Raw genomic sequence first — 13,721 nt, 5'->3', positions numbered from 1 at the left:
CAATAATTACCCTGACAACCACGGAGCACAGCCATGACCGACAACCTGCCCTCATTCTCGCCCTGCGACGCGCTGGTCGCGATCATGGTGGCGGTTTCGGCCTCGGATCAGAATCTGCGCACCGCCGAATTGCTGGCGATCGAACGCGCGGTGAATCATACGCCGGTCTTTGCCGATTACGATATCGACCGCATGCGCGCGGTGTCCCAGACGGTGATCACGCTGTTCGAGGAAGAGGACGGGCTGGATGCGCTGTTCGGGCTGGTGCGCGACGCGCTGCCGGAACGGCTTTACGACACCGCCTATGTGCTGGCCTGCGATGTCGCGGCCTCGGACGGGCGCGCCGGCATCATCGAGACCGAAATGCTGGCCGAAATCCGCGATCAGCTTGAGATCGAGCGCCTGCATGCTGGCGCCATCGAATTCGCCGCCCGCGCCCGGCACCGCGCATTATAGCGTCGCGCCCCTATCCCGCGCGGGATCAGCGAAAGATCCCCGTTCCCGGCAATAGCTTGGGATCGATCTGATAGGGCGCGGCCTCGGACGGCTGCAACAGGGCGCGTTCGGGCGCGTTTTCGGGCAGGCCGTTCAGCCCCGGCACCTGATAGATATCCAGCCCGCGCGCGAACCAGCCCTCGATCATTTCCTGCTGCACCGCCTTGGCGCGCTTGGTCCAGCCGATCACCCCCTCGGGAAGTTCCTGGCCGCGCGTGGCCTCCATCCGCGCCGGATCGATCTCGAAAATGGCAAAGACCAGGCTGCGGCCCGCCGCCTTCTGCGCATATCCCGCAAGGTTCGAGACAAAGTTCAGCGTCCCGGTCTTGGCCTCGACGCGGATCGGGCTTTCGATGCGCTTGCCGCGCCCGTCGCGCAGGGGGATCTGCTTCATCGTGCCGCGCAGATCGCCGGCACCGCCCAGCATCGCGATCGCATGCGCCATCGCGGCGCTGGTCATCACATTGGCCGCCGCCAGCCCCGAATGATCGTGGAACGCATAGCCGCCGCCAACCCCATGACCGCGCAGCCAATCCTCCATCGCCCGGGCCGAGGTGGGGATATCGGACGCGCCGCTGGCGGCCAGCCCGATCACCTCGGCGGTCAGGTTGGTGGAATATTCCATCATGCCGGTCACGATCTCGCGCAGGGGCGGGCTGTCGTGGCGGGCGATTTCCTCGCCCTCGGGCATAATCTCGATCACCCCCGGCGCCGGCAGCACCAGCCCCTTGGCGCGGCACAGCGTCTGAAAGACGTCGCCGGCATAAAGCTCGGGACGGCGGACCGGCAACCAGCGGCTGCCCGACCGCCCCAGCGCGCCGCGCGCGACCGTCCAGCTTTCCAGCTTGGCCGCGCCGTCATAGGAAAACAGCGGCAGCCTGCGATCCACCGCCGAAATCGCCACCGTATAGGCCTGCGGCGAGACCCGCGCCCCACGCGCCTGCAAGGACAGCTGATGCCCCTTTTCGCCCCGCTGCCAGCCAAGATGCACCCGGTTGAAATTCAGGATCATCCCCGAAACCGTCGGGTTATAGGGCAGATGTGTCGCCTGCTGGGGATCAAGCTGTTCGATGCGCGGCAGGGCGCCGCCCCAGACCATAAAGCTGGTGGGCGCGGGCCGGCCCGATTGCAGCTCGTCCTCGGCCACGCGCGCCGCCAGATCGGCCAGCGCGTCGCTGTCCAGCACCGGATCGCCGCCGCCGGCAAGGATCAGCGTGTTTCCGGCGCGGATCACCCGCGTCGAAAAGCGACGATCCGGCCCGAGCCGGTCCAGCGCGTAAAGCGCGGTGATGGTTTTCAGCGTGCTGGCGGGCGCGAAGGGCATATCGCCCAGATGCTGGGCCAGAACCGTGCCGGTGGCCGGGTCGATGACGGTATAGGCGATGGTCCCGTCGATCCGGGGCAGTGTCGGGTCCTCTGCGACCCCTGCCGCGATTCCGGTCCCTGCCCCGGTCGGTACCTGCGTCTGGGCGCGGGTCAGGCTTGGCACGACCGTCGCAAGGCCAAGCCCCGCCATGAAACCCCGGCGTGACAGCATGTTCATGTTCTTGCCCTTTTCAGTCTTGCCCGGATCGCGCTTGAGCTTTGTTTGTTGAGCGGCACGTTGATCATCACCCAGGCCGGCGGTTGCATGTCTGCCAGCTGCCGGGCCTGGGCCTCGGGCTGGCGCGCGCGCCACAAGATCCGCGCCGCGCGCGAAAAGCGTGCCGGCATGCGCCAGCCCGGCCGCGCGATAATACCGATCGGGACGCGGGCCGCAATCTCGTGCCAACTGTCCCAGCGGTCGAATTGCACCATATTGTCCGCCCCCATGAGCCAGACGAACCGCACCCGCGGATAAAGCCGCTGCAAGGCGGCGATGGTGTCGCTGGTCATGCGGGTGCCCAGCCGCGCCTCGATATCGGTGATGGTCACGCGCGGATCGCGCATGATGGTGCGCGCCTGTGCGATGCGTTCGCTCAGCGGCGCCGGCCCATGCGCCTTGAGGGGGTTGCCCGGCGTGACCAGCCACCAGACCCGGTCCAGCCCGAAACGCCTGAGCGCCATTTCGGTGATATGGACATGGCCGTCATGGGCCGGATCGAAGGACCCGCCCAACAGCCCGACCGTCATTCCCGGAACCGTGACCGGCAAACCCGCCCGCATCCTAGAACAGCCCCTGCACCTGACCCTCGGCATCCAGCCCGATGCGCAGCGCCGCCGGCTCGCGCGGCAGGCCGGGCATGGTCATGATATCGCCACAGATTGCGACAACAAAGCCCGCGCCGGCGGCCAGCCGCACCTCGCGCAGCGGAATGGCAAAGCCCTCGGGGGCGCCAAGCGCGGCGGGATCGGCGGAAAAGGAATATTGCGTCTTGGCGATACAGACCGGCAGATGGCCATGCCCGGCGGCCTGCCATTCCTCAAGCCGGGCGCGCACGCCCGGCGCGGCATCGACCCGCGCGGCGCGATAGATGCGCTTGCAGATCGTCTCGATCTTGTCCCAAAGCGGCATTTCGTCCGGGTAAAGCGGCGTATAGGCGCCGCGTTCGGCGGTCATGGCGACAACCGTGCGGGCCAGATCCTCGGCCCCCGCCCCGCCCAGTTCCCAGTGACGGCACAGCACGGCCTCGACGCCATGCGCGCGACAGTAATCATGCAGCGCGGCGATCTCGGCCTCGGTGTCGGTGGTGAAATGGTTGATCGCCACCACCACCGGCAGGCCATAGCCGCGCATGTTTTCGATATGGCGGCCCAGATTGGCGCAACCGGCGCGCAGGGCCTCGACATTCTCGGCGCCCAGATCGGCGCGGGCGACGCCGCCATTCATCTTCAGCGCGCGCACCGTCGCGACCACCACCACCGCATCCGGCGACAGCCCGGCCAGCCGGCACTTGATGTCCAGAAACTTTTCCGCCCCCAGATCGGCGCCGAACCCGGCCTCGGTCACCACATAATCCGACAGCGCCAGCGCCGTCCGCGTGGCGATGACCGAATTGCAGCCATGGGCGATATTGGCAAAAGGCCCGCCATGGACCAGCGCCGGGTTGTTTTCCAGCGTCTGCACCAGATTGGGCTGCAAGGCATCGCGCAACAGTACCGTCATCGCGCCATCGGCGCCGATATCGCGGGCGGTCACTGGCTGGCGGTCGGCATTCTGGCCGATCACGATCCGGCCCAGCCGCGCCTGAAGATCCGCCAGATCCGAGGCCAGGCACAGGATCGCCATCACCTCGGAGGCCACGGTGATGTCAAAGCCGCTTTCGCGCGGCACGCCATTGGCCGGGCCGCCAAGCGCGATCACGTTCTGGCGCAGCGCGCGGTCGTTCATGTCCATCACCCGCCGCCATGTCACCCGGCGCGGGTCGATCCGCAATTCATTGCCCCAATGGATGTGGTTGTCGATCATCGCCGCCAACAGGTTATGGGCGCTGGTCACGGCGTGGAAATCGCCGGTGAAATGCAGGTTCATGTCCTCCATCGGCACGATCTGGGCCATGCCGCCACCGGCCGCGCCCCCCTTCATGCCGAAATTCGGCCCAAGCGAGGCCTCGCGGATACAGACGGTGGCGCGCGCGCCGATCCGGTTCAGTCCGTCGCCCAGCCCGACGGTGGTCGTGGTCTTGCCCTCGCCCGCGGGGGTCGGGTTGATCGCGGTGACAAGGATCAGACGGCCCTGCGGACGGTCGGCCTGCGCGCGAATGGCGTCATGGGTGATCTTGGCCTTGTCATGGCCATAGGGCAGGATATCGGCCGCCCCCAGACCCAGCCGGGCGGCTATGTCGGAGATGGGCTGCTTGTGGGCTGCACGCGCGATCTCGATATCCGATTTCATGTCTGCTCCGTCACTTGTCGGCAATCAGCTAGACCGGGATGCCGGGGCGGGGCAAGAGCCGCCTGCCCCATCGCCGCCGCCGGCGCGCTCTCTAAAGGCCCGCCCAGCGGGCGCGCAGGATGGCGATCCATGTCTCGCGCCGCATCCAGACCGCCGCAGCCGCCCAAAGCGCCACCGTCACCCAGATGTCGATCCCGATCCGCAGCGCGAAGCCCCAGCCCCCCGGCGGCGCGGTCATCGCCATCGCATCGCCCCAGATGGACAAGAGCACGCAGGTGACAAAGGAAAACAGCCCGCCGCGCCCGATTTCCGCCAAGGCCTCGCCCGGGCGGGTCGCCGCCATCCAGGCAAAGGGCCGTGCAAGCGGCACCGCGACGATCCAGCTGGCCGCCAGGATCGAGATCAGCCGCAGCCCGTCCAGCGACCATTTGTCGATCGGGCCGTGAAACTGGCGCAGGAACTGGGCAAAGGGTTTGGCCGCCGGGCCGATCTTCCAGGTGATGACGATGGTCAGGCTGAAAATCAGGATCGCGGCGGAAACGCAGGTCAAAAGCCGGCTGCGGCGCATCAGCACCGGCATCAGCCGGTCGCGGAACGCCCCCATCGCCACGCCGACAAAGAACAAAAGCTGCCAGCCGAACGGATTGAACAGCAATCCCGGCCCGGGACGCTGGTTCGGGACCAGCGCGTTCAGCGGCTCGGCGAAATACCAGATCAGCAGCGACAGCGCCAAGGCCGCCCAGGGATAGCGCAAGAGAAACGGCACGGTGACCGGCGCCGTCGCGATCAACAGCACATAAAGCGCCAGCACATCCATCAGGTTCGGCTGCATCCACATCAGCGCGACCGTCGCCAGATAGCCCAGCGGATGCTCAAGGATCCAGCGCGAATACTGGAACCAGACCGCCGTATGGTTCAGCTGCAATTCGAACAGCAGCGCCGACAAGAGCGCCAGCACCAGCGAGCCGATGATCAGCGCAAGCCAGACCTGCAAGGCGCGTTTCAGAAACCGCTTCTGCGCGGCCCAGCGGCCATCGCGGGCCTCGATCTTGATCCAGACCATGCCGACCAGAAAGCCCGACAACAGCACGAAAAGTTCGGCCGCGTCAAAGACCGCGAAATTCGACAGCGTCAGATTGCGCAGCACGCTGATCGGCATATGGTCCAGCATGATGCAGACCAGCGCGTATCCGCGCAGCATATCCAGTGCCGCAATGCGTTTCATCGGCCCAGCTTCGCAAACGCCTCGATCAGGTGACGGTTTTCGGTCAATGCCAGTTTTTCCGCCGTGGACAGATAGTCAAGCGCCTCGGCCTGATTATGGGCATGGGCGATCTTGGCCTCGGCGGAAATCGCGTCAAGGCGGGCGGCGACCGGAACCTGCTGTTCCTGCGGCAAAAGCGCGGCGACGCGCGCGCGCAGCGCCGGGTCATGCCCCAGCCGCGCCAGCCCCGAGCCATTGCCCGGAAGCGTCGCCGCGATGCGAAAGCTCAGCGCATTGGCGGCGGTCAGGATCTCGGGCGGGCTTCGTTCCTCGGGGGTGACCAACAAGCCCTGCCGGCGCGCCCAGCGGCCGAAAACCGGACTTGCCGACCAGCGCGAGGTCATCGGCGACAGGATCAGCCCGGCGAGGATCGGCGACAGCCAGACCAGCTGCCAGGGCGCCAGCACCGCCAGCACGATCAGCGTCCCTAGGCCCAGCACGACATGCAGCGCATGCCGACGCAGCACCACCCCCCAGGGCGGCATCTGGCCGGCGCGGACCTGCGCCTCCCAGCCGGAATCGCGGCCGCTGAAAATCTCATAGATCTGGCGGGTCTGGATCAGCATCTGCACCGGCGCGATCAGCGCCGACAGCACGATTTCGAACAGGGCCGAGGCCAGAACCCGCACCTTGCCCCCCGAATCCGCCGCCAGCGGCCGCAGCCAGGCGCGGAAGGTCGCGATGAATTTCGGCAAAAGCAGAAAAGCCATGGCGGCCACGAACAGCCACAGCATCCGCACCGGGTCAAAGGTCGGCCAGTTCGGGAACAGCTGATAGGTCTGCGGGAAATAATCGGGCCGCGACAGCAGTACGTTGGCCGACAAGGTCAGCCCTACCAGAATCATCGCCAGCCACAGCGGCGACATCAGGAAACCCAGCATGCCGATGACGAAATGCACCCGGCTGATCCAGGCGAAGCCGCGCGAAAAGATCAGCCGCGCATGTTGCAGGTTGCCCTGTGCCCAGCGGCGTTCGCGCACGGCCATGTCCAGCAGCGTGGGTGGGCTGCCCTCGAAACTTTGGCGCAGGTCGTGATCCAGCCGCACCTTCCAGCCGGCGCGGCGCAGCAGCGCCGCCTCGACGAAATCATGGCTGAGAATGGCGCCACCAAAGGGCGCTTTACCCGGCAGGTCCGGCAGGCCGCAGCATTGCGCAAAGGCATCGACCCGGATGATGGCGTTATGGCCCCAGAAATTGCCGCTATTGCCCGACCAGGCGGCAACGCCCCGCGCGATGGCGGGGCCATAGATGCGGCCGGCGAACTGCGTCAGGCGGGCAAAGATGGTCTGGCCGCCGACCAGCATCGGCATGGTCTGGATCAGCCCGATCGCCGGATCGGCATGCATCCGCGCCGACAGCGCCTTGATGGTCGCCGCCCCCACGATGCTGTCGGCATCAAGCACCACCATCTGTTCATAGCGCCCGCCCCAGCGGCGCACGAAATCGGCGACATTGCCGGCCTTGCGCCCCTTGTTGTCGCGGCGGCGGCGATACCAGACCGAGACCGGGGAAATGTCGCGCAACCGGCTGATCGCGACCATTTCGGACAGCACCGCCTCGGGTTTGCGGCTGTCCGAAAGCACGAAAATCTCGGCCCGCTCGCCCAGACCGACGCGGTAAAGATCGCGCGCCAGAGCCGCCAAAAGACCGGCGGTGACCGATGCGTCCTCGTTATAGACGGGCATGATGACGGCGATGCGGGCATCGTTCGGCCCCGTGGGCGTCACCAGACGCGGCGCCAGAAAACCCGCCAGCATCGAACAAAAGCTCAGCCCGACCCAGGTGAAAGTCAGCACGAAAAGGACAAGCAGCACCGATTGCAGAAAGGTGATCTGGGTGCCAAAGGCCGCCACCATCTGCGTCCAGCCGATCCACGCGATCAGCCCGGCGCCGCCAAAGGCGATCAGCCGCGCCGCGATGGTGCCGGGGCTGGGCCAGCCGGCATCGGGACCGCGCGGCGGACGGGCGCGGAAATCCTGTTCGGGCATTTCCAGCGGCGCCTCGGGCGGGGTTGCCGGACCGGCCGAGGCGGCCAGATCGGCGCGTTCCCACAGATCGTCCGCCGCCAGCGGCAAATCCACCGGCCGCGTGTCTTCCGCTCCGGTCGCCGGGCCGATGCCGTTATTTTCGCTGTCGCCCTGCATGGCCGTCACTCGCGGGTCCAGCGCGCGATCCATGTCTCGCTCAGCGGGCCTTCGGGGCCGTTCAGCACCGCCGACAGATCGGCCAGCTTGGCGCCTTCGGGCAGGTAATCAAAGGCAAGCCGCATCCGGCGCTGTTCGGGCAGCCGCAACAGATAGGCGTGTTCGATCCGCCCGGCAGAGGCGCGGATCACCGGTTCGGGATCCTCGGCGCCAAACAGCCGCAGGTCGAAATCGACGACATAGCTGCGGGCGCTGGAATTGTTCACCGCCTGCCCGGCCATGGTTTCGACAACGCGCGAAATCGGTGCGCTATCAGGCGGATCCGCGGCAAAGCTGAGAACATAGTTGAAGTCATAGCGCTGTCCGGCGCGCAGGGGTTCGGCGGGCTGCCAGAACGAGACGATATTGTCGTTGAACTCGTTCTCGACCGGGATTTCGATCAGGTTGACCGTTCCCTTGCCCCAGCCGTCCTGCGGCGCGATCCAGGCTGAGGGGCGGCGTTCATAACGCGCCTCGGCATCCTGATAGCTGTCGAAATCGCGGGCGCGCTGCGCCAGACCAAAGCCCAGCGGATCGGTATCCATGAAGGCCGAGCTTTGCAGCGTCGAATGCCCCGACAGCACCCGCCACAGCCGCTGTTCGCCGCCGGTCAGCATCTGCAAGCCATCGCTGTCATGCACGGCCGAGCGGTAATCGTCGACGCGCGAGCGGTCGGTCGGTCCGAACCAGTACATCGAGGTCAGCGGCGCGATGCCCACATTGCTCATGTCCTGACGCGGAAACAGCGCGACCTTGGTGTCAAAAAGCGTCTCGGCGCCGGGGGTGATCAGGAATTCGAAGGCACCCGAAACCGACCGGCTGTCGAGCAGCGCATGGATCAGGACCGAACGGTCCCTTTCGCCCGGCTTGTGGATCCAGAAGCCGCGGAACAGGGGAAATTCCTCGCCCTCGGGGCTGCCCGTGCCGATGGCCAGACCGCGCGCGGAAAGGCCGTAAAGCGTGCCCCGCGCCACGGCGCGGAAATAGCTCGCGCCCTGAAAGACCGCGACCTCGTCCATGACGTCGGGGCGGTTCAGCGGCGCGCGGATGCGAAAACCGGACCAGCCCATATCGCCCAATGTCTCGTAATCGACGCCCTCGGGGAAATGCGCGGGGTCGAAATCGAACATATGGGGGTCGAATTTCACCGGGATCACGACGCCATTGTCGACCAGGCTGATATCGACCGGCTCGTGAAAGATCGCGCCCGGCGGCAACAGGTCCAGCGCGAAATCGCCGCTGCCCGCCCAGGGGTCGCGGTCGCGGCGGAACCGGATGCCGCGATATTGGTCATAGCTCAGCCCGCCAAAGGTGCCGACCAGTTCGGCATCGCGATATTCATAGGCTTTCGCGGCCAGATCCCGCGCCATGGCGGCGACATCCTCAAAGCCGAAGGGCTTGGGCGGCTGCGTCTCGGCCTGCGGGGCCGGCGTCTCGGATGAGGTGGCCGGCGGGGTTTCCTGCGCAAGCGCGGCCCCCATGGATGCCGACAGCGCGCTGGCCGCGCTGAGGGCCGCACCGGCAGATATGACAAATTCGCGACGACGCATCGGCTACCTCTCAGCAGGGGTCGGAAACCCCCTTAATTCCGAGGGGATTTCGCATTGCCAAGGCGATCAGGCAAGAGGTTTCACCGCGAAAGGCAGGCTCTTGCCGAGAGAAAGACGAAATCCGTGCAGGCGGGCTGCGCAAAGCCTGTGCCTCTGCGCAGCCCGGGATCGATCGAAGACGGAACGGGACGGCCGCTCAGCGCGTCGTCTCGCGCATCAGCTCGCCCTTGGCGGTCAGCTCAAGCGTGACGGCCTCGCCCTCGGGATTGGTGGCCTCGACGGCAAGACGCGGGCCATTGCGGTCGATGGCGCCGATCCGGGTATAGCCGTCATCGCTCAGCGTCTGCCGCAGCGCGGCCTCGTCCACGGGCTGGCGGGCGCTGTCGTCGCGCCGATCGCCCCGGCGGTGATCGTCATCGTCATGGCCGCGCCTTTTGCCGTCGCGGTCGCCATGCTTGCCACCCCGGCCCTTGCCGTCATGGCCGTGATCGCCGTCCATGCCCCGGCCAAAGCCGCGCCCCTCGTCATCGCCGCGCCCGAATCGCACCAGCGTGCCATCCGGCGCAAAGGCCGCGTGAACGCGGTTCTTTTGGGCGTCGATCCCGGCCAGCTTGATCCCCCGTTCGCCGACAAAGATGCCCTGCAACTGGGTCAGTTCGCCAAAGATCGGATTGTCGCGCACGGCTTGCGGCAACAGCCCCCCGGTCAGCGCCGCCGGCAGTGCCGCTTCGCTTTGGCTGCGCAGACCGCGCAGGGCGCCGCTGGCATCCAGCATGGCGTCGATCTTGTTGCCGTCGGGCAAGGTGCCCTGGATCCGGGTGCCGTCGCCGCGCCGCATCGGCTTGCTGGTCACATCGGTCAGCCCGGCGCCCTGCAATGCCTCGGGCAGCGTCACCGGCTGCTGCTGGCTGCTTTGCGCGGGGGCTGCGGGGGCCGCCGGGGTTTCCTGCTGCGCCAGCACCGGCGCCGCCGCCAGCATGGCCAACACCGCGCCAAGCGCGATCCGAGAGGTCAAGGTTCTGCTCATGTTTCAGGTTCCTTTGTTCGTCATTCTGGACGCAGATCCGCGTCCTTGGCGAATCGGAAATAGCCCCGCCCGAACCAACGAAACGCCAATCACCCATTTGGCTTTCGTTTGGAATTGCCGGCATAGATAATAGCGGTGATGGCCCGTTTGCACATGCCCTTGCTGATCCTGTGTTCGCTGTTGATGCTGGTTGCGCCCGCATCGGCGGATCGGGACGGGCGTGGCCACGACGATGACGATCACAAACAGGATTGGGAGGGCGAGTTTCTGCCCCCCGACCTGCCGCCCGGGGCAGAGGAATTCCGCGTCGTGCCGCTGCGCCGTGCGGTCGAGATCGCGCTGGCGCGCTTTGACGGCCGGGTGATCGCGGCGCGGCTCACGGGCCCCCTGCCCGGGGAACGCGAACGGGGGGTGGTGCTGGTCCAGGAGCTTCGGCTGCTGACGCCGGATCGCGATGTTTTGCGCATCCGGCTGGATGCGCGGACGGGCGCATTTCTGGACGTCGCCGGGCGCGGACTGGCCAAGGCGCGCAAGAAAGGAAATCCGCTGTGAAAGCCCCATTATCGGAATACCCATTATCGGAATGCCCATTGTCTGGATGCCTGTCATGAAGGCCCTGTCATGCGCTGCCTGATCGTCGAGGACGATCCCGATCTGGCCGGTCAATTGGCCGCGGCCATGCGCGATGCGGGTTTTGCCTGTGACATCGCCGGCGACGGGGTGCGGGGCGAATATCTGGGCGCGACCGAAACCTATGATCTGGCGATTCTGGATCTGGGCCTTCCGGGCCTGCCGGGGATCGAGGTCCTGACCCGCTGGCGCGAGGGGGGCGTGACCATGCCGGTGCTGATCCTGACGGCGCGCGGCGACTGGACCGACAAGGTGGCGGGTTTTCGCGCCGGCGCCGACGACTATGCGGTCAAGCCCTTTCGGCTGGAAGAGGTGGTGATCCGCGCCCAGACCTTGGTGCGGCGCGCGGCCGGCCATGCGCAGGCGCTGATCAAGGCGGGGCCGCTGCAACTGGACAGCCAGCTGGGCGTTATCACCCGCAACGGGCTGGCCCTGCGGCTGACCGGGTTTGAAACCCGCATCCTCGCCTATCTGATCCATCACCAGAACCGCGTGGTCAGCCGGACCGAGCTGTCGGATCATCTTTACGATGCCGCCGCCGACCGCGATTTCAAATCCATCGAGGTGGTCATCGGGCGTCTGCGCCGAAAGATCGGCGAGGGCCTGATCGAGACCCGTCGCGGCGAAGGCTATGTGCTGCGGAGCGCCGCTTGAAGCTGCCGCGCGATTCCATCCGGGCGCGGCTGATCGGGCTGGCGATGATGCTGACGGGCATGGCGCTTGTTGCGGGCTATCTGGTGATCTCGACCCTGCTTGAGGATTTCATCACCGGCCGGTTCGACGCCGAAACCGCGGCGGTCGCCGATGCGCTGATCGCGGGGGCCACGATCGGCGATCGGGGCCAGCTCGAGGCCGGGCCCGCGCCCAGCGATCCGCGCTTTCAGATCCCGCTTTCGGGCTGGTTCTGGCAATTGTCGCAGGATGGGCGGGTGATGGCGAAATCGCCCTCGCTCTTTGACAATGTGCTGCGGCCGCCAGAGGGGAATTTCACCGGCGGCCCGGGCACCGGCCCGGCGGATGAGCCGCTGCGCGTGACCCATTACGGCTTTACCCTGCCCGACAGCGACGCGGCGCTGGCGGTGACGGTGACCGCGCCAGGGGCCGAGATCGATGCCGCCATGGCGCGGCTGCGCCGGCCGCTGATGTTTTCGCTGATCGCGCTGGGGCTGGCGCTGGGGCTGGCCAGCCTTTTTCAGGTGGCGGCGGGTCTGCGCAGTCTGGACCGGCTGGGCCGTGACATCCGCGACATCCGCGCCGGCCGGACCGAGGCGCTGCCCCTGCCCCGCGTGGCCGAGCTGCGCCCCGTCGCGCATGAACTCAACGCCCTGATCGAGCAGAACCGCAAGGTGCTGGCGCGGACCCGCGAGCATGTCGGCAACCTCGCGCATTCGCTCAAGACGCCGCTGGCGGCGCTGGACAATGGCCTGCCGCCGGATCATCCGGGGCATGCGCTGATCGCGCGCATGGACCGTCAGATCGGCTGGCATCTGCGCCGCGCGCGCAGTTCCGGCGCCGCCGGGCTTTTGGGCAGCCGCACCGAAATCGCGCCGGTGCTTGAGGATGTGATGTTGGTGCTACACCGTCCGGTGACGGAATCCGGGCTGCGGGTCGAAACCGATCTGCCCCCCGGCATCGCCTTTGCCGGCGAGCGTCAGGATCTCGAAGAGATGATCGGCAATCTGGTCGAGAATGCGGTGAAATGGGCCCGGACGCGGATCCGTGTCCGGGCCGGGGCTTTGGGTCCGAACCGGCTTTGGGTCGAGATCGAGGATGACGGCCCCGGCATGTCCGAGGCCGATTATGCCCAGGCCCTCAGGCGCGGTACGCGTCTGGATGAAAGCGGGCCTCCCGGCACCGGGCTGGGGCTGGCTATCGTCAGCGATCTTGCGGCGCTGCATGGCGGCCGGCTGGATCTTGCGCGGGGCGGATCGGGCGGGCTTTGCGCGCGGCTCGAATTGCCGGCCTAGGCCGTGACCGGGGCTGGGACGGGTACCGCGTCGCGCCGATAGCTGGTGCTGGCCGCCAAGAGCCCGCGCGCATAATCCGAACTGGCGCGGCCGGCGCGCAGATCCTCGGCGGACATGATTTCGGCGATGCGGCCCGCGCGCATCACCGCCAGCCGTTCGCACATATGCGCGACCACCGCCAGATCGTGACTGACCATCAGATAGGTCAGCCCCCGCTCGTGGCGCAGGTCGGAAAGCAGGTTCAGGATTTCGGCCTGTACAGACACGTCCAGCGCGCTGGTCGGCTCGTCCAGCAACAGAAGTTGCGGCTCGGCCGCCAGCGCCCGCGCGATGGCCACGCGCTGGCGCTGACCGCCCGAGAGTTGATGCGGATAACGGAAGCGGAACCCCCGCCCCAGCCCGACCGAGTCGAGCAGCCGGGTGATGCGCGCGTCGATTTCCGTCATGCCTTGCAGATGCAGGGTTTCCGACAGCACCCGGTCGACCGAATGGCGCGGATGCAGGCTGGCATAGGGGTCCTGGAACACCATCTGCACGGTCTTGTGGAAGGCGCGCGAGCGTCCCTTGCCGTGAACCGCCTCGCCCGCGACGCGAATGCCGCCCGACCAGCTGCCGATCAGCCCGGTCACCGCGCGCAGGATCGTCGATTTGCCCGAGCCGGATTCGCCGACCAGCCCGAAGCTTTCCCCACGCGGCACCGAAAAGCTTGCCGATTGTACTGCATCGACCCGCGCGGGCGGATCGCCGAACCAGACGTCGAGATTGTCGATGTCTAGCATGGCGCGGCCTGT

The 13,721-nt window shown here is 66.9% G+C and carries 12 protein-coding genes; 4 read left to right on the top strand and 8 right to left on the bottom strand.

The features are described 5' to 3' along the window. Positions 1-33: 33 nt before the first annotated feature. Entirely contained in the window at positions 34-456 is a 423-nt protein-coding gene (locus tag ACFOMH_RS08900) for a tellurite resistance TerB family protein (protein WP_374426374.1), read from the top strand. 25 nt (positions 457-481) lie between these two features. On the opposite strand, the gene dacB is transcribed toward ACFOMH_RS08900, so the two are convergent. From dacB to ACFOMH_RS08865, 7 genes are all read right to left on the bottom strand, one after another. Next, positions 482-2,038: a D-alanyl-D-alanine carboxypeptidase/D-alanyl-D-alanine endopeptidase gene (dacB, locus tag ACFOMH_RS08895; protein ID WP_377744002.1), complete on the bottom strand. Its 1,557-nt coding sequence runs from the start codon at positions 2,036-2,038 to the stop codon at positions 482-484. Further along, complete coding sequence (locus tag ACFOMH_RS08890) at positions 2,035-2,640, bottom strand: nicotinate-nucleotide adenylyltransferase (RefSeq protein ID WP_374426380.1); 606 nt, start codon at positions 2,638-2,640, stop codon at positions 2,035-2,037. Before ACFOMH_RS08890 ends, dacB begins: the two co-directional genes overlap by 4 nt. Position 2,641: 1 nt before the next feature. Next, on the bottom strand, positions 2,642-4,309 hold the full coding sequence (locus ACFOMH_RS08885; RefSeq protein ID WP_377744000.1) for a formate--tetrahydrofolate ligase: 1,668 nt from the start codon (positions 4,307-4,309) through the stop codon (positions 2,642-2,644). 91 nt (positions 4,310-4,400) lie between these two features. Beyond that, positions 4,401-5,534, bottom strand: a complete 1,134-nt coding sequence (locus ACFOMH_RS08880) for an OpgC domain-containing protein (protein WP_377743999.1) — start codon at positions 5,532-5,534, stop codon at positions 4,401-4,403. Beyond that, positions 5,531-7,750 (bottom strand): glucans biosynthesis glucosyltransferase MdoH, encoded by a 2,220-nt coding sequence (gene mdoH, locus ACFOMH_RS08875; RefSeq protein ID WP_377743997.1) that lies wholly within the window; start codon positions 7,748-7,750, stop codon positions 5,531-5,533. The genes ACFOMH_RS08880 and mdoH overlap by 4 nt, the downstream gene beginning before the upstream one ends. Then, a complete protein-coding gene (locus ACFOMH_RS08870; protein WP_377743996.1) occupies positions 7,723-9,306 on the bottom strand; it encodes a glucan biosynthesis protein in 1,584 nt (527 codons plus the stop codon). Before ACFOMH_RS08870 ends, mdoH begins: the two co-directional genes overlap by 28 nt. A gap of 196 nt (positions 9,307-9,502) precedes the next feature. Then, positions 9,503-10,333, bottom strand: a complete 831-nt coding sequence (locus tag ACFOMH_RS08865; RefSeq protein ID WP_377743995.1) for a hypothetical protein — start codon at positions 10,331-10,333, stop codon at positions 9,503-9,505. A gap of 138 nt (positions 10,334-10,471) precedes the next feature. Between ACFOMH_RS08865 and ACFOMH_RS08860 the strand changes: the two genes are divergently transcribed. From ACFOMH_RS08860 to ACFOMH_RS08850, 3 genes are all read left to right on the top strand, one after another. Then, complete coding sequence (locus ACFOMH_RS08860; RefSeq protein WP_377743994.1) at positions 10,472-10,885, top strand: PepSY domain-containing protein; 414 nt, start codon at positions 10,472-10,474, stop codon at positions 10,883-10,885. A 69-nt stretch (positions 10,886-10,954) separates the two neighbouring features. Next, complete coding sequence (locus ACFOMH_RS08855) at positions 10,955-11,617, top strand: response regulator transcription factor (RefSeq protein WP_374426398.1); 663 nt, start codon at positions 10,955-10,957, stop codon at positions 11,615-11,617. Further along, positions 11,614-12,930, top strand: coding sequence for a sensor histidine kinase (locus ACFOMH_RS08850; RefSeq protein WP_377743992.1), 1,317 nt, complete (start codon positions 11,614-11,616; stop codon positions 12,928-12,930). Before ACFOMH_RS08855 ends, ACFOMH_RS08850 begins: the two co-directional genes overlap by 4 nt. Here ACFOMH_RS08850 and ACFOMH_RS08845 read toward each other — a convergent pair. Next, a complete protein-coding gene (locus ACFOMH_RS08845; protein WP_377743990.1) occupies positions 12,927-13,709 on the bottom strand; it encodes an ABC transporter ATP-binding protein in 783 nt (260 codons plus the stop codon). The genes ACFOMH_RS08850 and ACFOMH_RS08845 overlap by 4 nt on opposite strands. Positions 13,710-13,721: the final 12 nt, after the last annotated feature.

This window comes from Paracoccus mangrovi, assembly GCF_042648425.1.
In the GTDB taxonomy this organism is placed as follows: Bacteria; Pseudomonadota; Alphaproteobacteria; order Rhodobacterales; family Rhodobacteraceae; genus Paracoccus; species Paracoccus mangrovi.
This window is presented reverse-complemented; position numbering and strand designations above follow the sequence as displayed.